20 protein-coding genes and 2 pseudogenes are annotated in these 19,945 nt (G+C 62.2%); 16 read left to right on the top strand and 6 right to left on the bottom strand.

Going from position 1 to position 19,945, the window contains the following annotated elements; all coding sequences use genetic code 11:
• Complete coding sequence (locus tag AB4074_RS21355) at positions 1-483, bottom strand: cupin domain-containing protein (RefSeq protein WP_441415186.1); 483 nt, start codon at positions 481-483, stop codon at positions 1-3.
• Between the two features lie 5 nt (positions 484-488).
• Positions 489-1,400, bottom strand: a complete 912-nt coding sequence (locus tag AB4074_RS21350) for a fumarylacetoacetate hydrolase family protein (RefSeq protein WP_441415185.1) — start codon at positions 1,398-1,400, stop codon at positions 489-491.
• A 163-nt stretch (positions 1,401-1,563) separates the two neighbouring features.
• Here AB4074_RS21350 and AB4074_RS21345 point away from each other — a divergent pair, with 163 nt between their 5' ends.
• The 4 genes from AB4074_RS21345 to AB4074_RS21330 all read left to right on the top strand — a co-directional run bounded on the left by AB4074_RS21345 (position 1,564) and on the right by AB4074_RS21330 (position 5,427).
• Positions 1,564-1,965, top strand: coding sequence for a RidA family protein (locus AB4074_RS21345; protein ID WP_441415184.1), 402 nt, complete (start codon positions 1,564-1,566; stop codon positions 1,963-1,965).
• Positions 1,966-2,000: 35 nt separating this feature from the next.
• Positions 2,001-2,864, top strand: a complete 864-nt coding sequence (locus AB4074_RS21340) for a PaaX family transcriptional regulator (RefSeq protein ID WP_441415183.1) — start codon at positions 2,001-2,003, stop codon at positions 2,862-2,864.
• Positions 2,865-2,977: 113 nt separating this feature from the next.
• On the top strand, positions 2,978-3,754 hold the full coding sequence (locus AB4074_RS21335; protein WP_441415182.1) for a cyclase family protein: 777 nt from the start codon (positions 2,978-2,980) through the stop codon (positions 3,752-3,754).
• Entirely contained in the window at positions 3,751-5,427 is a 1,677-nt protein-coding gene (locus AB4074_RS21330; RefSeq protein WP_441415181.1) for a thiamine pyrophosphate-binding protein, read from the top strand. Before AB4074_RS21335 ends, AB4074_RS21330 begins: the two co-directional genes overlap by 4 nt.
• A 69-nt stretch (positions 5,428-5,496) precedes the next feature.
• Here the strand turns inward: AB4074_RS21330 and AB4074_RS21325 are convergent, their stop codons facing one another.
• Positions 5,497-6,735 (bottom strand): ROK family protein, encoded by a 1,239-nt coding sequence (locus AB4074_RS21325; RefSeq protein ID WP_441415180.1) that lies wholly within the window; start codon positions 6,733-6,735, stop codon positions 5,497-5,499.
• A 193-nt stretch (positions 6,736-6,928) separates the two neighbouring features.
• Between AB4074_RS21325 and AB4074_RS21320 the strand changes: the two genes are divergently transcribed.
• The 11 genes and pseudogenes from AB4074_RS21320 to AB4074_RS21270 all read left to right on the top strand — a co-directional run bounded on the left by AB4074_RS21320 (position 6,929) and on the right by AB4074_RS21270 (position 17,043).
• Positions 6,929-8,308 carry an ABC transporter substrate-binding protein gene (locus AB4074_RS21320; protein ID WP_441415179.1) on the top strand — a complete coding sequence of 460 codons (1,380 nt, stop codon included), beginning with the start codon at positions 6,929-6,931 and terminating at the stop codon, positions 8,306-8,308.
• A 51-nt stretch (positions 8,309-8,359) separates the two neighbouring features.
• Positions 8,360-9,337 carry a carbohydrate ABC transporter permease gene (locus AB4074_RS21315; protein WP_441415178.1) on the top strand — a complete coding sequence of 326 codons (978 nt, stop codon included), beginning with the start codon at positions 8,360-8,362 and terminating at the stop codon, positions 9,335-9,337.
• A 1-nt stretch (position 9,338) separates the two neighbouring features.
• Positions 9,339-10,274: a carbohydrate ABC transporter permease gene (locus tag AB4074_RS21310; RefSeq protein ID WP_441415177.1), complete on the top strand. Its 936-nt coding sequence runs from the start codon at positions 9,339-9,341 to the stop codon at positions 10,272-10,274.
• Positions 10,275-10,317: 43 nt separating this feature from the next.
• The gene (locus AB4074_RS21305; protein ID WP_441415176.1) at positions 10,318-11,430 is read left to right on the top strand and encodes a Gfo/Idh/MocA family protein; all 1,113 of its coding nucleotides are present in this window, start codon (positions 10,318-10,320) and stop codon (positions 11,428-11,430) included.
• 2 nt (positions 11,431-11,432) lie between these two features.
• A complete protein-coding gene (locus AB4074_RS21300; RefSeq protein ID WP_441415175.1) occupies positions 11,433-12,335 on the top strand; it encodes a sugar phosphate isomerase/epimerase family protein in 903 nt (300 codons plus the stop codon).
• Positions 12,332-13,123, top strand: coding sequence for an aspartate/glutamate racemase family protein (locus AB4074_RS21295; protein WP_441415174.1), 792 nt, complete (start codon positions 12,332-12,334; stop codon positions 13,121-13,123). The genes AB4074_RS21300 and AB4074_RS21295 overlap by 4 nt, the downstream gene beginning before the upstream one ends.
• A 27-nt stretch (positions 13,124-13,150) precedes the next feature.
• Positions 13,151-13,567, top strand: coding sequence for an Ohr family peroxiredoxin (locus AB4074_RS21290; protein ID WP_441415191.1), 417 nt, complete (start codon positions 13,151-13,153; stop codon positions 13,565-13,567).
• 22 nt (positions 13,568-13,589) lie between these two features.
• Positions 13,590-15,218 carry an ATP-dependent acyl-CoA ligase gene (locus AB4074_RS21285; protein WP_441415173.1) on the top strand — a complete coding sequence of 543 codons (1,629 nt, stop codon included), beginning with the start codon at positions 13,590-13,592 and terminating at the stop codon, positions 15,216-15,218.
• Between the two features lie 512 nt (positions 15,219-15,730).
• Entirely contained in the window at positions 15,731-16,438 is a 708-nt protein-coding gene (locus AB4074_RS21280; RefSeq protein ID WP_441415172.1) for a thiolase family protein, read from the top strand.
• A pseudogene (locus AB4074_RS21275) lies at positions 16,435-16,590 on the top strand (zinc ribbon domain-containing protein); the annotation flags it as partial. The gene AB4074_RS21280 and the pseudogene AB4074_RS21275, both read left to right, overlap by 4 nt.
• A 24-nt stretch (positions 16,591-16,614) precedes the next feature.
• The gene (locus tag AB4074_RS21270) at positions 16,615-17,043 is read left to right on the top strand and encodes a hypothetical protein (protein WP_441415194.1); all 429 of its coding nucleotides are present in this window, start codon (positions 16,615-16,617) and stop codon (positions 17,041-17,043) included.
• A gap of 51 nt (positions 17,044-17,094) precedes the next feature.
• Here the strand turns inward: AB4074_RS21270 and AB4074_RS21265 are convergent.
• The 3 genes and pseudogenes from AB4074_RS21265 to AB4074_RS21255 form a co-directional block, all read right to left on the bottom strand.
• Positions 17,095-17,313: pseudogene (locus AB4074_RS21265) on the bottom strand (L-arabinose isomerase); the annotation flags it as partial.
• Between the two features lie 383 nt (positions 17,314-17,696).
• Positions 17,697-18,251 carry a DUF6036 family nucleotidyltransferase gene (locus AB4074_RS21260; protein ID WP_441415171.1) on the bottom strand — a complete coding sequence of 185 codons (555 nt, stop codon included), beginning with the start codon at positions 18,249-18,251 and terminating at the stop codon, positions 17,697-17,699.
• Positions 18,248-18,859: a type II toxin-antitoxin system Y4mF family antitoxin gene (locus AB4074_RS21255; RefSeq protein WP_441415170.1), complete on the bottom strand. Its 612-nt coding sequence runs from the start codon at positions 18,857-18,859 to the stop codon at positions 18,248-18,250. The genes AB4074_RS21260 and AB4074_RS21255 overlap by 4 nt, the downstream gene beginning before the upstream one ends.
• A 347-nt stretch (positions 18,860-19,206) precedes the next feature.
• Here AB4074_RS21255 and AB4074_RS21250 point away from each other — a divergent pair, with 347 nt between their 5' ends.
• Positions 19,207-19,509 carry a helix-turn-helix domain-containing protein gene (locus AB4074_RS21250; protein ID WP_441415169.1) on the top strand — a complete coding sequence of 101 codons (303 nt, stop codon included), beginning with the start codon at positions 19,207-19,209 and terminating at the stop codon, positions 19,507-19,509.
• Positions 19,510-19,945 lie beyond the last annotated feature (436 nt).

The raw sequence follows: 19,945 nt of genomic DNA, 5'->3' as shown, positions 1-19,945 counted from the left end.
CTATGCCCGGCGGTAGTCGGCGAGGGTTTCGTCGGCAACGTCGTCGAGGTTGACCACGATGTTCTCCGGGGTCCTCGTGGTGAGCCAGACAAGTTCCTCGGTAACGGACATGTTCGCCTCGACGTGCGGCATGAACGGCGGAACGAAGACCCAGTCGCCCGTCTTCATGTCCTGGTACTCGGAATAGTTTTCGCCGTAGTAGATCCGGCCGTGGCCCCGCAAGACGTAGCCGCCGGTCTCAGCTTCGCCGTGGTGGTGCGGCAAGGAGCGGTACCCCGGAACGTTGGAAACCTGCCCGAACCAAATCTTGGTTGCCGGGGTGTGCTGGATGGAAACTCCGGACACACGAACGCAGTCGCCGGACTGGGCGGTGTTGGTGTCCTCTTCTCCCGCACGCGTCACGACCGGGACAACCTTGCCATCAGGCCCGGCATAGATGGAGTTGTCGCCTTCAGTCAGGTACTCGGTTGTTGTGTTGCTCATGGTTTTCACTCCTTGGTGGCGGTTGCATTGTTGGTGCTGGTTGCAATGACCAGCGGCTGCGTTGTCGCACCGCCGGTTGGGTTGATGTGGATCCTGTTTTCCAGGCGTCCTATGCCTGCGATCTCGGTGATGAGCACATCGCCGTCTTGCAGGAAGCGTGGTGGCTTCATTCCCATCCCGACTCCTCCCGGAGTCCCGGTGAGGACCAGGTCGCCCGCTCGGAGCTGGGTGAACTGTGAGATGTAGGAGAGTAGTTTCGCCGGCCCGAACACGAGCGTGCCGGTGTTGCCCGCCTGGACAAGCTCGCCATTGACATAGCCACGGACCTCGAAGTGGTCCTCGATCTCATCGGGAGTCACCATCACGGGACCCACCGGGGTTGTAGCGTCGAAGGCCTTGCCTTGGAACCACTGCAAGGTGCGCTTCTGCCAGTCCCGCATGGAGACATCGTTGGCCACCGTGTATCCGGCGATCGCCTGCCGCGCCTGCTCTTCGTCCGCCCGGTACAAGGCAGAGCCGACGACGACGGCGAGCTCGGCTTCCCAGTCCACCTCGCCACTGCCTTGGACTTCGATCGCGTCGGCGGGGCCGGTCAGGGTGTCCGCGAACTTCGCGAAAAGCGTCGGATACTCGGGGAGCTCCCGGCCCATCTCCTGGATGTGGTCCCCGTAGTTGAGGCCGCAGCAGATCACCTTGCCCGCGGTTGGAAGCAGTGGCGCCAGTTCGACGTCGGAGGCGTTGATGAGCTTGGCATCCTGTTCGGCTGCGGCGGCCTGTGCATGAACGACGCTTCGCCACCCCGGGTACGCGAGCAGTTCGCCGAGGTTCGAGTACGGCAGCGGCACGTAGGATTCGGTACCCACGGCGAGGGCCGCCGTCGTCGTTCCTTTGCCGGTGCGCAAAGTGGCCAGTTTCATTCTGTCCGGTTCCCTTCAGTCTGCTTCACAGAGTCAGTCTGCTTCGAAAGCGTATGTCGACTTTTTTACGGTCGTCACTTATCCTCAAGGTAGCACGGTGGAAAGGATCTGAATAGTGGTCTTTTTCGAGGCAGACTAGAGACTTCAAACCAGGAGGAACGCAGTGAGCAACAGGACCATCAACCCCGAAACCCTTCCCAAGCCATCCGGTTACGCCCATGGCATCCTTTCCGGCAACACCGTGTTCCTGGGTGGGCAGACGGCATTGGACAAGGACATGAAGATCGTGGAGGGCGGCATCGTCGAGCAGTTCCGGCAGGCCTTTTTGAATGTCCTGGCTACCCTCGAGGCCGCGGGCGGACAGCCCCAGGACCTTGTGAGCGTGACGATCTACCTCACCGACGTCGATGACTACATGGCCAACGGGCGCGAGATCGGCAGGATCTGGCGCGAGATGGCGGGCTCGGAATATCCCGCGATGGCAGGAATCGGCATCTCGCGGCTCTGGCAGAAGGAAGCCATGATCGAAATCCAGGGGATCGCAGTCATCCCGGAGGTAGCCTAGGGGTATTACCCCGATCCACTACTTTGAGGTGCTAAATGGCCCAAGCCGATACCGTCGTCGACGCCGCTCCCATGCCCCGCCATCAACACCTGATCGTGACGGTATACGGCCTCTACGCTCGAGGTGAGGACGGTGCATTCGCAGTTTCCGATCTTATCCAGTTGCTCAGCGACTTGGGAGTGGAGTCGGCAGGAGTCCGTTCTTCGGTTTCGCGCCTGAAGAAACGTGGCGTCCTGGTCAGCCTCAAGCAGGGCGGATCGGCGGCGTACAAATTGGCCCCGGGGCTCGAGGACGTCTTCAGGGCAGGCGACGAGCGCATCTTTTCGCCCCATAGGGCTAAAAAGGGCAACGACTGGATTCTGACGTCCTTCTCGGTGCCCGAGTCGCAGCGGCACCTGCGCCACAAACTCCGGACCATCCTGACCCGGATCGGTTGTGGCCAGGTATCGCCCGGGCTGTGGATCGCTCCGGGCCACTTGGCGCCGGAAATCAGCCAGCAGCTCGACCGCGCCGACTTGACCGACTATGTCGACCTGTTCAAAGGTGAGCACCTCACCGAGGGGCACATCCGTTCCAAAGTGGCTGAGTGGTGGGACCTGCCTTCCCTTGAAGCCCTGTACGCAGACTTCATCGAACGCCATCAGCCAGTGCTGGACCGCTGGGAAGACGATTCCGACGGCGACAGTGATACCCCGGAGCGGCTGAAGCGGGCCTTTGCCGACTACGTTCCGCTCGTAACGCAATGGCGCCGCTTGCCGTACCTGGATCCAGGGCTTCCGGAGGAGTACCTGCCGGAGGGCTGGCGCGGCCTTGCCGCTGAGGCCCTGTTCGCGAAGCTTCACGGCTTGCTGGGCCCCAAAGCCCAGCGTTACGCACAGTCGGTGCTCCGGGCGGCATGAAGCGTCACATATAGCGTAAATTTTTTTATCGCAAAGATAACGCTACAAAAAATCGGCGGAACTAGTTAGACTCATGCTCAACTCCCGAGGAGTCATAACCGTTTAGGAGAGCAATGTCTGTACTATCCGGGCTCGTCGCAGCCCTCGCAGATGGATCGATCGAAGTCATCGACCTCACCACGCCGCTCAGCAGTGACACGCCGATTTTGAACCTGCCGCAACCGCTCGCCAACACCGTAGGCCTGAGCCTTTCGCCGGTGAGCAATTTCGACGACGCCGGTCCCGCCTGGGCGTGGAACGACGTCACCGTGGGCGAACACGCCGGAACGCACCTGGACGCCCCAGTGCACTGGATTACCGGCCGGGACGGCAAATCAGTCGACCAGATTGAGCCGTCCCGCCTCATCGGTCCGCTTGTTGTCATCGACAAGAGCGCCGAAGCTGCGGAAAATCCTGACTTCCTGCTCGAGCCTGCGGACTTTGAGCGTTGGCAGGAAGAACACGGCGAGTTGCCCGAGAACTGCTGGGTGGTATTCCGCACCGGCTGGTCCACGCGTGGCGGCAACGCCGCCGACTTCGTCAACGCCGATGAATTCGGCCCGCACACCCCCGGAGTTTCTGTCGAGGGTGCCAAATGGATCGCGGCGAACCCCAGCATCAGTGGCTTCGGCGTCGAAACAGTAGGGATCGATGCCGGTCAGGCGGCAAACCTCGACCCGATGTTCCCCGTGCACTCATTCCTGTTGGGAGCCGACAAGTACGGGCTGACGTCCCTTCGCCAGGTTGAGAATCTTCCCGCCGTTGGCGCCACCTTGGTCGTCGCCCCACTGCCGATCGTTGGCGGCACAGGCAGTCCGGCCCGCGCCTATGCGCTCGTGGAGCGTCCATGAGCGAGAACGTGCGCGTTTCCACCTTGGTTGGCAAGACGCTGGCGAAGTTGGGGGTCGGCCACATTTTCGGCGTCGTCGGAAGCGGTAATTTCGACGTCACTAATGTCCTGATCCAGGAAGGTGTGCCCTTCACCGCGGCCCGGCACGAGGGCGGCGCGGCTACCATGGCTGATGCCTACTCCAGGATGTCCGGCAAGGTGGGGGTAGTCTCCACGCATCAAGGTTGCGGCCTGAGTAACGCAATTACCGGCATTGGGGAAGCGGCGAAGAGCCGTACCCCGATGATCGTTTTGACCGCTGATACGCAGGCGGCTGCTATCCGGTCAAACTTCAAGATCGACCAGGATGCGCTTGCCCGGAGCGTCGGTGCAGTTGCCGAACGGATCCATTCACCCGAGTCCGCGGTCGCAGACACCCTCAGGGCTTTCCGCACAGCCGTCAACGAACGCCGCACTGTGGTCCTGAGTTTGCCGCTGGATGTGCAGGCTGGTTCGGCACCCGATACGCTCGGCTCGGTGCAACTCCATGTCGCGCCCCGCCTGCGTCCCGAGCCCGACGCCGTCGAACGTCTAGTCCAGCTGATTCGCCAAGCCGAGCGGCCCGTATTCATCGCCGGGCGGGGAGGACGCGGCGCGAAAGACGCCATTTTGGCCCTCGCTGAACAAGCAGGCGCCCTTGTGGCTACCGGGGCCGTAGCCCACGGCCTGTTCAACGGAGAGACGTTCAACCTGGGCATCTCCGGTGGCTTCTCCTCGCCCCTGACCGCTGAACTCATCAGTGGGGCGGACCTGATTGTCGGGTTTGGTTGTGCCCTGAACATGTGGACCATGCGGCATGGCCGGCTGATATCGTCCGGCACGAAGGTGGTCCAGGTCGATGTGGAGGATTCCGCGCTGGGAGCCAACCGGCCGATTTCTCTCGGCGTCCTGGGGGATTCCGCGCTGACGGCGATTGATGCACTCGCCCTGTTGAGAATCCTTCAACCGGCTCCGGCGGAGAAATACCGTACCGAGTCCAATGCAGTGGCGATCAAGAGTGCGGCGAGATGGCGCGACGTCGAGACTCCCGATCTCTCAACGGGCACCCACATTGATCCGCGCGTCATCAGCCGCGAACTCGATTCGATCCTCCCGGCCGACAGGATCGTCTCAGTGGACTCCGGCAACTTCATGGGCTACCCGAGCCAGTATCTCGCGGTGCCCGATGAGTTCGGGTTCTGCTTCACCCAGGCATTCCAAGCAATCGGACTGGGACTCTACACGGCAATCGGCGCGGCCATTGCCCAGCCCGAACGCCTTCCCGTCTTGGGAGCTGGCGACGGCGGGTTCCTGATGGGCATAAGCGAGTTGGAAACAGCTGTACGGCTGCGATTGCCGCTCGTGTGCATTGTCTATAACGACGCCGCCTACGGGGCGGAAGTCCACCACTTCGCGGAGGTCGACGAATCGGTGGACTTGGGCAGCGTGCAATTCCCCGAAACGGATATTGCCGCCATAGCCCGTGGTTTCGGGGCCGAGGGTGTGACCGTGCGGACCCTCGAAGATTTACACTCAGTGAAGGAATGGGTGGACCTGTTCCGCGCTGGCAACCAGAATCGGCCGCTGGTCATCGACGCGAAGATTGCCTCCGATGGTGGGTCCTGGTGGCTTGCCGAGGCGTTCCAAGGCCACTGACTAAGCCACATAGGTGGAGGGGCTGGACCGTTTAGCCATGTGGCCCGGTCCCTCGGTCTCTTGACGTCCTCAGTTTTTTGAGGCAGCCGCCAGATCGAGCTGGTGCCGGACTCCTTCCGGGGAGAGAAGCGCCGCTGCTCCGAGGTGGGCTCCGCCAAGCAGGGCTCCGTCCCGTTCAAGATCCGAGAGTCCGATCTGGATGCGGCGCGTAGAAAGGGGAAGCGCACGCTCGTAGACGACTGCCCGGACGCGGGCGAGGACGTCGCTTCCGAGGTGCATCATTTCGCCCCCGAGGACCAGTGTTGCCGGGTTGAGGATGTCCACCACCATGGCTGCCAGCTCGCCGATGGCATCTGCGGCCGACCATACGCGCTGCGTTGCCGCTGCCTCGCCGACCCGTAGCCGCCTGCGCAGTTCGTCGAGTCCAGACCGCAGGTTCGAACCGTTGTCGTGGAAGATTTCCAGATCATCCATGACCGCGCGGAGCGTACCGAGGGCGGCAACGCAGCCCTTCTTTCCACACCAACACATCACGTCACCGGAGCCGCCATAGGGTGCGATATGGGCGAGATCGCCCGCGCTACCCCCGGCGCCTCGGTAGAGGATGCCGTCCTCTGTGACAATGCCGGCCCCCACGCCAAAGGACAGGTGCAAGCGGACAAGCGGCCAACCGCCGGATCCCACGCTGAGTGCATCACCCAACGCAAACAGGTGGGAATCGTTCTCAAGAATCGTGTTCACGCCGAGCGCTTGGCGGAAGTGCTTTGCGACCGGGTATTCCTCCCAGGCGACTATCGGATATGAGCCGAGCTCGCGTGGCACCGTGGAACGTACAAGAGCGCCGGCGGGATAGTTCACCGGAGCCGGGACTCCGACGACTGTTTGACCCAAAGGCCCGACGCGTCCCTGGAGGCTTTCCTCCAGCTTTCGGAGCATGGCCACGGCGGCGTCGATCGATGGCCCGGCACCATCCCCGAAGTTCAAATCAATCGTTTCTTGGGCGCGCACTGTGCCGCGCAGGTCCGCGACGGCGATTTGGGTACCGTCCTGACGGAAGTTGACGATGCCCGTGGTCGCGGATCGCGGACCCGGGGCGAGCGCCTTCACAGGACGTCCGAGGCTTCCGTCACGTGTTTCGTCTTCTGCGAGGATGCCTTGGTCAACCAGGTAGTCAACGGACAGGCCCACGGTTGAGCGTGCGGTGTTCAGGCTGCGTGCCAGGTTTGCCCTGCTGGCTTCGCCGTTTTCGCACACCAATGTGAGGATGCGCGACAAATTTTCCATGCTGCTTCCGCGCGGCCCGGTCATTGGTATTCCTTCCGAGAAATGTCGATTTTCGAACTTAAATCGGCATCTTGTGGTGATCTTTGTTCAGTCTCTACGCTTGTTTCAACAAGCGCAACCCCGCTCAAGCCCCCAATGACAGCTCAAGCGGCCTAAGACGCTGACGCACCACCGTCTTCCCAAATACACATGCCCAATCCGGCAAAGGAATGCAAAGATGCCACTTCACACGAAAATCAAGAGCACCGCGGCTCTGGTAGCCACGCTCGGACTGGCAATCGCCCTTAGCGGGTGCGCCACCCAGGAGCAGGCCGCGAGCGGCGGCAACGGACCCGACATCAAACTGAGTCCGGACCTCATCTCCGCCGCCCGGGATAAAGCGTCGAGCATCGCAGGCGGCCAAAAGATCGGCGGCTCGCTGGAGATCATCAACGAGAATGGCGGCCGCGAGGGAGCCATCCTTCAGGCCGCATTCGCCCCGTTCACCGAAGCGACCGGCGTGACCATCAAGTTCACCGGGACGAGCGACTACAACAACGTCATCTCGTCCAGGCTCAAGGCCGGCAACCCGCCCGATATCGGCACGCAAAACCTCGGCGCAATCCAGCAGTACGTGAAGTCGACGAAGGTGCTCAACCTCTCAGACGCGATCGGCGTCACGGACCTGCAGAAGAACTTCAGCCAAGGCACCCTCGACAGCCTGTCTGTCGACGGGAAGGTCTACGCGATGTACCAGGGGTTCAGCAACTACGAACTTTGGTACAACCCGCAGAACTACGACGGCCCCAAGGACGGCACCTGGTCCGATGTCCAGGCGTGGACCAACAAAACGGCTGCTGCGGGCAAGACTCCCTGGTGTATTTCTGAAGAGTCGGGTCCCGCGACCGGCGCCGTCGGCTCGCAATGGATCCAGGAGCTCTTCGTCAAGAAATTCGGAGCCCAGAAATCGAAGGACTGGGCCACGGGCAAACTGCCCTGGACGTCGCCAGAGGTTAAGAGTGCATTCGAGTTGTTCGGCGCTATCGCAGGAAAGGACGCCAACGTGAACGGTGGAGTCGCAGGCAGCCTCTCCGAGTCCACGTCGAAAGGCTACGGCTCGCTCGTGTCCGACCCCGCGAAGTGCAGTGCCGTGATGTGGGGCACCTGGACGCCATCCCTCGTCGCTGCCGCATCGAAGGGAATCGAGCCCGGCAAGAACCTCGACTTCGTGCGCGTTCCGGCAAGCGACCCGCAGTACGCCAACAACGAAGCGTTCAATGCCAACGCGCTCTTCGCCTTCAAGGACACTCCGGCAACCCAGGCCTTCATGAAGTACATCTCCTCCACTGAAGAGCAGACACTTCTAGCCTCCGCCGGCAACTGGGTGGTGTCAAACAAGAACGTTCCATCGAGCGCCTACCCGAACGCGCTCCTGCAGAAGGTCGCAAAGACCTACTTCGGCTCCGAGGTCTCGGTAGCGCTTGCACCGGGCAACCTCGCCTCAGCAGGCGTGAAGACCGCATTCTGGCAGGGCGTGGTCTCCTACCTCAAGGACCCGTCAAGCCTGGACGCCGTCCTTACCCGAATCCAACAGGCTCAGACAGCCAGCGCCGGCTGAGACTCCTACCGCGGGGGCGGTCACACGGCCGCCCCGCATCCAAGGACCACAATGAATGCCATCACATCAAGCGTTCCAGCGCTTATCCTCATCGGTGCCGTAGCCATCCCGGCCGTCATTTACGCCTTCCTCGGACTGGGAGAACGGCTGTTTTCCGGCTTCGGAAAGGCCAGTTCGACCATCCGTCCCTGGCTCTGGCTCATCATCCCGCTCGTCCTGGTGGCGCTGGTGCTTCTCTATCCGCTCGTCGTATCAATCATTCTTGCCTTCTTTGACCAAACCGGAAGCAAGTGGGTAGGCGGTAGCAACTTCGTCTGGGCCTTCTCACAGGAGATGCAATCCGTCCTCGGCAACAACGTCATTTGGCTCATCGGGCTGCCCGTCGGAACGGTGCTTCTGGCGCTTCTTGTGGCTGTCCTCTTTGATCGCGTCAAGTACGAGAAGCTCGCCATGACGCTTATCATTCTTCCGACGGCGATCTCATTCACTGCAGGGTCCGTCATCTGGCGCGACAGCTTCTCGTATCAGCCCGCCGGTGGCACGCAAACAGGGCTGCTCAATGCGCTATGGACTGCGATACCAGGCAACAAGCCCATCGCCTGGCTGCAGACGCCGTTCGTCAACACACTGTGCCTGATCTTCGTGGCCATCTGGGCGAGCCTGGGCATTGCGGCGCTAATCCTGTCGGCCTCGGTGAAAGGCGTCCCAGCCGAGCTGGTCGAGGCCGCGCGCCTCGACGGTGCGGGCGAATGGCGGATCTTTTTCTCAGTCACCTTGGTGCACATCGCTCCGGCGCTCTTGGTAGTGATTACGACGGCGGTCATCTTTTCGCTCAAGGTCTTCGACATTGTCTATGTGATGACCAACGGCAACTTCAACACCAACACCATCGCCAACCGTGAGTATTACGAGCTATTCAGCGCGAACGACCTCGGACACGCCAGTGTCATTGCGATCATCCTCCTGATTGCCGCCTTGCCCATCGTGGCCATCAACATCCGCCAGTTCCGCAAAGAAAGGAGTGCCTAACATGGCTTCCTTTACAGTGACCCCGCCGCCGGTCACAGATTCCGGCGTGCCTGAGGGAGCCCAGTCGTCCAAGCGTCGGCGCCCCGCGCCGCCCCGTCGAGGTTGGAGCCGGTGGGGACGGGTAGTCATCCACGCCATCGTCCTCGCGCTCATGGTGATTTGGTTCACGCCGGTTATGGGACTCTTCGTCTCATCCATTCGAACCTCGAACGACATTGCATCGACGGGCTGGTGGACGGCATTTGTCGCTCCATTGTTCACGGGCTACAACTACCAGCAGGCCTTCGCGGTGACCGGAATGGGCCAGAGCATGGCTACCTCGCTGGCTATCTCGATCCCAGTCACGATCATGACAACGCTCCTCTCCGCAATCGGCGCATACGCCCTGACCACCATGTCCTTCCGGGGCCGGTCCGTGCTTTCGCTTTTACTGGTTGCGCTTCTGGTAGTTCCGCCGCAGGTCACCCTCGTGCCTATGCTCAAGTTCTTCACCGCGACGGGATTGAGTGGCACGGTACCGGCAGTGTGGATCTTCCAGGTCGGCTTCACCGTACCCTTCGGCATCTTCCTTGTCCGCGGGTTCATTGCATCCATCCCTGAGGACGTCCTGGAGGCCGCGGCGATAGACGGCGCATCCGCCTTGCGGACCTTCCGTTCGGTGGTCCTGCCGCTGTCCTTGCCGGTCCTCGCCTCGTTGTCGATCATGCAATTCCTGTGGTCATGGAACGACCTCCTTGTGCCCCTCTTGTTCCTGGGCGGCACCGACCTTGCACAGCCGATGACGGTCCAGATCGCCGGCATGGTTCAGGAGACCGGGCAGGGACAGTCGCTTCTGCTGGCATCCACGGTGGTATCCACGCTCCTTCCGCTCACCATCCTCATCGGACTTCAGAGGTACTTCGTGCGCGGAATCCTTGGCGGTGCGGTCAAGGGCTAACCCCGCCGATCCGTCCAATCCACCAATTCTTAAGGAGAAAACTGTGTCCCATTCGATCGGAATCATTGGGGCCGGCAACATTTCAGGCCGCTACATCATGGGCTTGAAACGCCGGTTCCCGCACCTCGAGGTCCGCCGCGTCGCCGACGTCGACCTCGGCAGGGCTGAGGCGCTGGCGTCGAAATTCGAACTGCCGGCTTTCGGGAGCGTGCTTGACCTGCTCAGTGACGAAAGCATCGACATTGTCGTGAACCTGACGCCGCCCCTGCTGCACGCCCGGACCGTGATCGAAGCACTGTCCGCCGGGAAGCACGTGTATGTCGAGAAGCCCCTGGCGACGTCTCTGGAAGATGGCCGGCAGATGATCGAAAGCGCACGGCAGAACGGTGTGTTGCTCGGCTCGGCCCCGGACACCTTCCTGGGGAGCGCAGGCCAGACGGCGCGCCATGCCATCGACGCCGGGATGATCGGCGAGCCGATTGCGGCAAGCGCCTTCGTGCGGTCCTCCCGCGCCGAGAAGTGGCACCCCGATCCACGGTTCCTCTTCCAGCCCGGCGGCGGACCGGTCATGGACATGGGACCGTATTACATTTCGGCACTCGTAAATTGCCTTGGACCCATCAAGCGAATCTCCGCTGCTGCGCGCATCGGGGCTCCGACCAGGCCAATGACGGCCGAAGGCCGGGTGGCGGACTCACTTGACGTCACCGTGGACACTCATGCGTCGGCAATTTTCAGTTTTGCTTCCGGCGCCATCGGTACCGTGATGATGAGCTTCGACGTCCAGGACACCGCCCTGCCCCTCATCGAGATCTACGGGACGGAAGGGACTTTGAGCCTGCACGATCCCAACCAATTCGATGGCCCCGTCCTCATCAAGCGCCACGAGGACGATGCGTGGAGGGAACTCGAACCGGTCACCCCCGCCTTCGGGGCACCGTCCGAACAGAACCAGCGGGGCCTCGGCGTCGACGATCTCGCCTCCGCTATCGACGGCGGCATCCACAGGGCTTCCGCAGAGTTCGCCTTCCACGTCCTTGAAGTGATGCTCGGCATCGACAAGGCCGCCCACCTGGGCGAAGTAATCACTCTTGACTCCACGGTCGATCGCCCGGCAACGGTCGGGCACACGTTGCTTTCCATGAAAGGAAACTAAGAATGGCAATCACACGAGCGAAGTTCGCTTTGAACCCCTTGCAGTATTTCGCGACGGCGGACGGCTGGCTTGATCCGAGCCTGGCACCTCCCTTGGAGGCCAGGTTGGAGTACATCGCCCGCGCGGGCTTCACCGCAGTACAGTCGGAAGTGCCGGCGACGATGACGGCCGAGGCCTACGGGAAGCTGCTCGCGAAGTACGGTTTGCACCCTGGTCCGGGCTACGTCAGCCTCCCATGGTCGGACGACGCTGACGAACGGAGCGCGAACCTCGAGCGGGCATCGGCCCTGGCTTATAACAACGTCGCTCTTGGAAATCCGCTGCTGTTCCTCGCCACCGGAATGGGGCGGGAGGCCCCGCGCGTGGCGCGCCCCGCCGTCGGGCATGACGCCTCGCCTGAGCGACTGTCGTTGGTGCGGGACTATCTGGCAAGTGCCGCCGAGCGGATCGTTGCCGAAGGCGGCGTGGCAGCGCTGCACCCCCATGTGGGGACGTGGATCGAAACTGCCGACGAAGCCCGCTTCGTGCTGGATTCCGTTGATCCTGCGATCTTGCGTTTCGGGCCCGACGCCGGACACCTCGCCTGGACAGGGGTCGATCCTGCTGTCGTGATCGCGGAGTACGCGGACCGCGTAGCAGGCGTGCACATCAAGGACTACCACGCGGACATCGCCCGCCAGAGCCGCGAAGAAGGCTGGGACTACCGCAAGTCCTCCCGCTCGGGGATCTGGACGGAACTGGGCACGGGTGACATGGACATCGAGGCCGTCATGAACGCCCTTCCCGCGGACTTCGATGGCTGGATCGTCATCGAGGTTGACCGCGGTACCACCCCAACGCCGGAGGAAAGCATCAACATGTCCGGAGCGTGGCTCGCGGCCTTCTCAGAGCTTCAGCCCGCATGACCCCAATGCGGATCCTGTACCAGAGTTTCACGGATCCGGCGGTGCACATGCCGTACCTGAGCCGGTTATCCGAGTATTTGCGGTCAGTCGCATCGCCCGGCGTCGAGTTCGTGGTCCGTGGCATGCATCCGGCCGATACCCAGTTGGGCCGGCTGTGCGAACTGAGGTGCGGTGTCCAGTCCGTGGCCGGGATCATAGAGGCCGAGAACGAGGGCTTCGACGCAGTGCTGGTAGGACACTTCCAGGATTCGCTGATCTTCGAAGCGCGGACCGCCGTCGACATTCCCGTGATCGGTTACGGCGAGGCCAGCCTGCACCAAGCATGCACGCTGGGCGCGCGCATTGGCCTGGTGGGCATCGACCCGGTGTATGTGCCGTGGCACCGTGAACAGGTCCGCCGTTATGGCCTGGAAGACCGGGTGGTGGACGTACGTGCGATGTGCATGTCGCCTGCCGAAGCCGTGGCCGCATTTGACGACCCGCCCGCGTATGAGCGGATCAAGGGTTCATTCCTTGGCCTGGCCGAGAAAATGGTCGCTCGCAGCGGCGTTGACGTGGTCATGTCGGCCGGCGGTCTCTTTGCCTTGCTCGCTGCCCGGGAGTCGGCTTTGGAGGTCGAGGGAGCGTTGATCCCCAATCCGACGCTGCTGGCGGTGAAGCAAGCCGAGCTCGCCGTCAGCGTCGCAAGGATCACCGGCAACGCGGTGTCACGCGGACCGGCCTTCGCCAAGGCGTCCAAGCAATCGATTTATGAGTTCATGGAGCTTGCCGCTCCGACCCACAGCTAAACAACACAACCAGTCAAGAGGAAGAGAATCGAAATGCAATACACCGCGGAAGCAACGGCGGACGGCAATGGCCGCAACGGAAAGGTCAGCTCCAGCGACGGGATGATCAGCCTGCCGCTGGGCATTCCTGTGGAATTGGGGGGCGCAGGAGGGGATACCAGCAATCCGGAGCAGCTGTTCGCCGCCGGCTACGCTGGCTGCTTCATGTCGGCACTGTCCACCGTCGCACGCAAATACAAGGTCAAACTCCTCGAACCCTCCGTGACTGCCCAGGTCACCATCGCCCACGGCGACGACGGCTTCAACCTGTCCGTGAAGCTACTGGTTGACCTGCCTGGCATCGACGCCGGCACGGCCCAAACACTTTTCGTCGGCGCCCACGCCAAGTGCCCCTATTCCAGGGCCGTACGGGGAAACATCCCGGTGGTCATCGAACTTGCCTAAGCAATCCAGAAGGGATATGCGCATGACCGCACAAGCCACCGATGCCATCTCCAGCCCATGGTCCGAGCTGATCACTGCTTTCCCGCCCCAAGAGCGAACGCTCGCCTCCATGCTGAGCCGTCAGGCGGATGTGTTTGGCGACCGAACCTTGTACGTCTTCGAAGACTGCGAGATCAGCTTTTCGGAGGCCATGGACATCGCTGGGCGAGGGGCGGCAACGTTGGGGGCTGCCGGTGTTCAGGTTGGGGATCGCGTGGCCTTGATGTGCGGTAACCGTCGCGAATTCTTCGAAGTGTTCCTCGGTGCCGCGTGGCTCGGAGCCGTCGTGGTTCCTTTGAATGTTGCTGCCAGAGGCGCCCAATTGCAGCACATGCTCTCAAACAGCGGGGCACGGTTGCTGGTTACCGAGTCTGGCTACCTCGACCGGCTCGACGTGCTGGACCAGAAAGCATTGGCCCTGGAATCCGTTTTGGTGATCGGCTCCGAAGAAATGCCTGCAAGCACCACGGTACCTGCAGGCCACTGGATCATGGAACCTACGGTGCTGCCGGCCGCGAAAGTCCTTCCGAGCGATCCCATAGCCGTCCTTTACACCTCAGGGACCACGGGCGTTTCAAAGGGAGTGTTGTGTCCACACGCTCAGTACTTCTGGTGGGCCTTCCATAACGCCCAAATCCTGGAACTTGTCGAGGGGGACGTCCTCCTAACAACGCTGCCGCTCTTTCACACCAATGCCTTGAGCACCTTCTTCCAGGCGCTGCTGACCGGCTCCACGCTTGCGGTCGAAAAGCGCTTCTCCGCTTCCGGGTTCCTCCCATCGCTGGAACGTACCGGCGCCACCGTCACGTACCTCCTTGGCGCCATGGTGCCCATCCTGCTCTCCACGCCAGCAACCCCAGTCGACGACAAGCGCCGGATTCGGACAATCCTGGCCCCGGGCGTCCCGTCTGATGCAGCGGAGACTTTTTCACGCAGGTTCGGGACCACGCTCATCGACGGTTTCGCCACGACGGAAACGAACTTTGTCATCGGCTCGCCGCGAGGCGAAGGCCGTCCGGGAACGATAGGCCGGTTGCGGCCAGGATTCCAGGCACGCGTGGTTGATGAATTCGACAACGAAATGCCTCCCGGCACGCCGGGGGAGCTCGTGCTCCGCGCCGACGAACCCTTCGCCTTCTCCACCGGTTATCTAGGCATGCCCAACAAAACCGTGGAGGCGTGGCGCAACTTCTGGCTACACACCGGAGACCGCGTGGTTCGCGACGAGGACGGATACTTCACATTCCTGGATCGGATCAAAGACGTGATCCGCCGGCGCGGGGAGAACATCTCCTCCTACGAAGTAGAGCAAGCGCTCATCCGCCATCCCGCGGTCCAAAATGCGGCCGCCTTCCCCGTCGGATCGGAACTGGCGGAAGACGAGGTGATGGTCGCTGTCGTACTCCAACCCGGCGCGAGCCTGACAGCCGAGGAACTGCTGGACCACTGCCAGCCGCTAATCTCCTATTTTTCCGTCCCACGTTTCGTTGACTTCGTAACCTCACTACCCGTCACAGAAAACGGCAAGGTCAAGAAATTCCAGTTGCGTGAGCAAGGGAGAACGCCCACTACCTGGGACCGCGAAGAACATGGATACGTTCTCACCCGCTGACCGCGGCGACAAACAACAACCGTTCCCGACCAACAGGACAAACGTGGCCTTTCCTCGAGCGAATTACGACGGCGTAGCCGTTGCGGTGCCGGTCACCGTACCTTATGAACGTTTCTCCGAGCAGCCAGTCCACTGGTGGATCGGGAAGGCACTCAAAGCGCTGATCGACGGATCCGGGCTCGCTAAGGAACAGATCGACGGCCTGTCTTTGGCATCTTTCACGCTCGCGCCGGACAACCCGGTAGGCCTGGCTCAACACATGGGTTTGTGCTTGCGCTGGATTGACGGAATATCGCTGGGCGGAGCCTCCGGAGTGGTTGGGCTCCGAAGGGCGGCCCGCGCCGTGCAAGCAGGGGACGCCGACGTCGTAGCTTGCGTTGCCGCCGACACTAACCGGCCGGGGTCTTTCCGCGACCTCTTGACTTCGTTTAGCCGTTTCGCCCAGGATGGCGCCTATCCCTACGGGGGCGGCCGGGCCGAACGCCAGCTTCGCGTTGCTAACCGACCATTACATGCGGGCCTACGGGGCTTCCGCCGAAGATTTCGGCAAGCTGGCAGTGTCTCAGCGGGCAAACGCGATGTCCAACCCCAACGCGCTGCTCCGGAAACCGCTCAGTCTCCAGGACTATTTGGATGCCCGCCCGATCGCGGACCCCATCAAGCTCTTCGACTGCGTTATGCCCTGCGCCGGAGCGGAGGCGTTCCTTGTGATGCGGGAGGAAATCGCCCGCGACCTGGACCTTGGCTTCACCCGGGTACTCGGAACCATTGAGCGGCATAACGCCTTCGCGCAAGACTCTGTTCAGTTCCGGGGCGGTTGGGCCGTGGACGCCGACGAGCTATGGGACATGTCCGGTGTGACCACTGACGACGTCGATCTGTTGCAAACCTACGACGACTATCCGGTGATTTCCATGATGCAGTTCGAGGACCTCGGATTTTGTGCCAAGGGCGAGGGCCCGGATTTTGTCGGTCAGCACGAATTCACCGTGGATGGTTCTTTCCCGCACAACACGTCCGGGGGACAATTGTCCGTGGGGCAAGCCGGTGCAGCGGGCGGCACACTCGGCCTCGTCGAGACCCTTAGGCAACTGACCCGCACATCACAAGGGGACGCAGTGCCCGACGCAGAAATCGGCCTCGTCTCGGGTTTCGGCATGATCAACTACGACCGCGGACTGTGTTCGGCAGCCACGATCCTCGCACGGGAGTCCTCATGATTGACATAACCTCCGTACTGCCGCCGCAGGCACGGAGTATGTCCGCTCTTGGACTGTTACGGGGTGCGGCAACGGGGACATTCATTCTCCAACGCTGTGCATCTTGCAGCCAAGTCCAATACCCTCCCCGCGATGCCTGCCACCGTTGCCTGGGCGCCGAGTTGCCGTGGGAGGAAGTGGACAACCACGGAATCCTCAAGGCCGTGACCACCATCCGGGTCAGCAACGAGCCCTACTTCCAAGAGCGCCTTCCGTGGCGGATCGGTATAGTTTCCTCCGAAGTTGGCCTGTCCATGGTTGCCCATCTGCTGCCCTCCTGCCGGCCGGAGGAAACCGTGGCACTCAGCCTGCGTATTGATGCATCCGGTCGCGCCGTCCTCGTGGCTGCCGGGGACGACGACGGCGCCGCGGCGGAACCGGGTCTCCGTCCGGTGGAATCCGACTTCCTCACGGACCCCGCGGGCCTGACGGTACTGGTCACGGACGGGACCACCGATCTCGGCCGGGAGGTAGCACGAACCCTCCTGGAGCGTGGTGCACAGGTGATCTTTGCAGGGACCGGGGCTGCGGCGGATGCCGATGCCGTCGTTGACACCGTCAGCTGAGTGGTGCCTTCAACACCCTGAACCTGACAGAAGGATTCTCAGAGGATGAGTTCCCTCGTGACGCCGAACGGCACCGTGTCCGAGAGCCTGGCCGTTCTTCGAGATGGCGGTGGAGGTCGCGAAGTCCGGTTTCGGTGACCATAGTGCCCGGGCGACTGGGAGGTTGGGCAGGGGCGGGTCGAGGTCGACGACGTCAACGGCGTTCGCGACGAGGCGGAAGCGGTCGCGCATCTCGGAGAGTGCGACGACGACGCCGTGTCCCGCGTCCGAAGTCTTAGATTATCTACCTAGCTCGGCCATGCTTGACGACGAACGCGCGCTAAGCGGCGAATGGGGGGCATTCAATCCGGCTCTGGGGCAGGGACTCGATGGCGACGGCGCGCCCACCCGTGCTAGCGAAATAGAAAAGCACCCTGCAACTCCCCGTCGGTCGGAGTGCCGACGGGGAACGATCACCGGCACTCGCCCGCGGCCAATTGAAGATCAGAAGGTCTCAGTACAGCCCTCTGTACGGGTTGTGTCAGGGGTGTCTTCTTGGCAGAAAGGGTTTCCGCCCGCGAAGCGGGCTCGGGCGACTGCTCGTCCCGATGTCTGTGATGGTGATCCAAACGCGGGGTGGGTTGAGCCGCTTTCTGGAGGGCTGGTCTGGGAAATTATTCGTTGGGTTCGAGGGTGGCGGCTGCGTCGAGGGCGTCGTCGACGACGATGAGGTAGTTGTCCCGGCCTGCTGCCAAGGGGATGGAGTGGTCGCCGTATTTGTTGTAGGCGAGGTCGACGGCGTCGTTCGCGTTGGTGATGTTGAGGCGGCGGAGGAGCCGGGCGATGTCGAGGGTGTCCTTGTCGCGCTCGGCGGCGATTTTCATCGCCAGGAGCGTTTCGGTGTCCGCGGCCTGGACGGTGAGCCCGCCCAGTTGTTCCAGGGTCACCCAGGTGGCGTTGTCGGGGATGAAAGCTGCCGCGCTGGAGTTCAGCCAGTCGGGCGCAAGATCGTAGTCCGCGGCCATTTGACTGACGACGGCGTTGACCGCCGCGGGGTTGGCGTAGCTGGCGTCGATGTCGGCGGTGGGGCGGTTGCCGATTCCTTGGAGAATGAGCGCGGCGCCGCCGACCAGTTTGACGTCGCCATGAACACCTCGGGCCAGCAAGCGCCTGCCGAGTTCGTGGAGGAGTGCGCGGATTTGATCGGCGGTGAGTTCTCCGCCGCTCATGCGGTGGCCAGGCTGCGTTCGCGGATGAAGACGTTCAGGGCGGCGAGTTCGGCGGGTGTTTGGGACATGGTGAATTTCTTCATGGGTTCCTTGACGGTCCGGTAGGACTCGGCCGGCATCCATGCCTCGTTGAGTGCTTTGATGCGTCTGGTCCAGGACGGGGCGGGTTGCCCGAGCCGGTGCGCGGTGTAGTTGGTGATCCCGGCCAGGGCGGCGGACCAGTGCGGGTCCTTGAGTCGGGGGCTGCGTTGGAGCAGGGGCCGCCCGGCTTTGAGGGAGGCTGTGGCGTAGTCGGCGAGCATCTTGATGGCGAGTTCGAAGTCCCGCGTGCCGATCAGCTGGGTGAATGTTTCCGCGTAGTCCCGCCGTGCCGGATCGTAGTCGCTGCCGCCGGGGATGGCGTCGGAGGCGGTTAGCGAGAGCCCGAGGGTGTGGAGGACGGCCATGGTCTTGCCGAGTTCGGCCCGTTCGTGGCCGGCTTCGAGATCAACGATGAACTTCCGTGAAACCCCGGCGGACTCCGCGAGTGACTGTTGCGAAAGCCCGCGCTCCTGGCGCCGCGCGCGGATGATCGCGCCGGCAGCTGCGGGCGTGTCGATGCTGCCCATGTTCTTCAAACGTCCTCCTTCACCATTTCATTATGTCACCGAGTGGTGACAGCAATGGCCTGTCGGACTTGTCCATCAACGAACTATGTTGCTTGATGCGTTGGTACTATCGGGCATGGACATGAACCGGCCTGTTCCAGAAGACAGCGTCCGTCGGGTGGGTCGGTCGGCCGATGAGGCGCACACCTCAAAACCGGACGGTGTCCGGCGAGGGCCCGAGTTGGACCCTCATCGTCACGGCCTCGGTCCTGATGTCAGTGCTGGCTTGGACTTCGTGCTGTGCCACGACGCTGGGTTGTTGAAGCGCCTTGAGGAGGCCTGAGCTCGCGGATCGGCCCGACTCCGGAATGGAATGGAGAAGAGGCATCGTGGCGGCGGAGTCATTAGAGGAACTCGTGGCCAAGCGGTCTGTTGACCGGGTTGCTGTGGACGCCCACAAGAAACACCTGCTTGATGGGGTCCGGGCCTGCCGGATTCGGGAGCTCCGCGAGGCATCGGGTCTGACACTGGTCCAGCTGGCTGCACGTCTGCATGTGAGCCAGAACAGGGTCTCCCGGATCGAGCACGGCGACATTGACCGTGCCCAAGTCGATACCTTGCGTAAATACGTCGAAGCGGCCGGGGGCGGCTTCGTGTCGAGGTTGAACTAGGCGACGAACGGATCCAGATCGCCTGACCCGAGAACCCGGACCGGTACTCATGCACCCCTTGGTTCCGCCGGGGGAGAGGGCTCAAAAGTGGGAATAGAGGGAGTGTTGACAGTGTCAACACTTTGGTCTTCGGATTGGGTCGTACATCGGCCGGACCGGCCCGTACTCGGCATGTTTTCTGGACTTCCCTGTGTTTCCGGGGCTTGGAAGCCGGTTCGAGTCCCACCTCGGGCACGCGTTTTCCCTGTTCAGGGGCTTGTGGGCCTCTGACTGTGCACAAATCAGCTTGGTTACGTCCCGCTGAGTGGTGGAGTTTTCTCGACACCGTGCAGGTCAGTTATTTGATTATGCTGCCGTGAGTTCGGGAAGCAAAATCGCCTCCGCGATCGGCGTGGCGGGGGTCGTGTTCATGGCCTTGAGTTCGGTCATGGAGGCC

The organism is Arthrobacter sp. 2MCAF14, assembly GCF_052115645.1.
In the GTDB taxonomy this organism is placed as follows: Bacteria; Actinomycetota; Actinomycetes; order Actinomycetales; family Micrococcaceae; genus Arthrobacter.
This window is presented reverse-complemented; position numbering and strand designations above follow the sequence as displayed.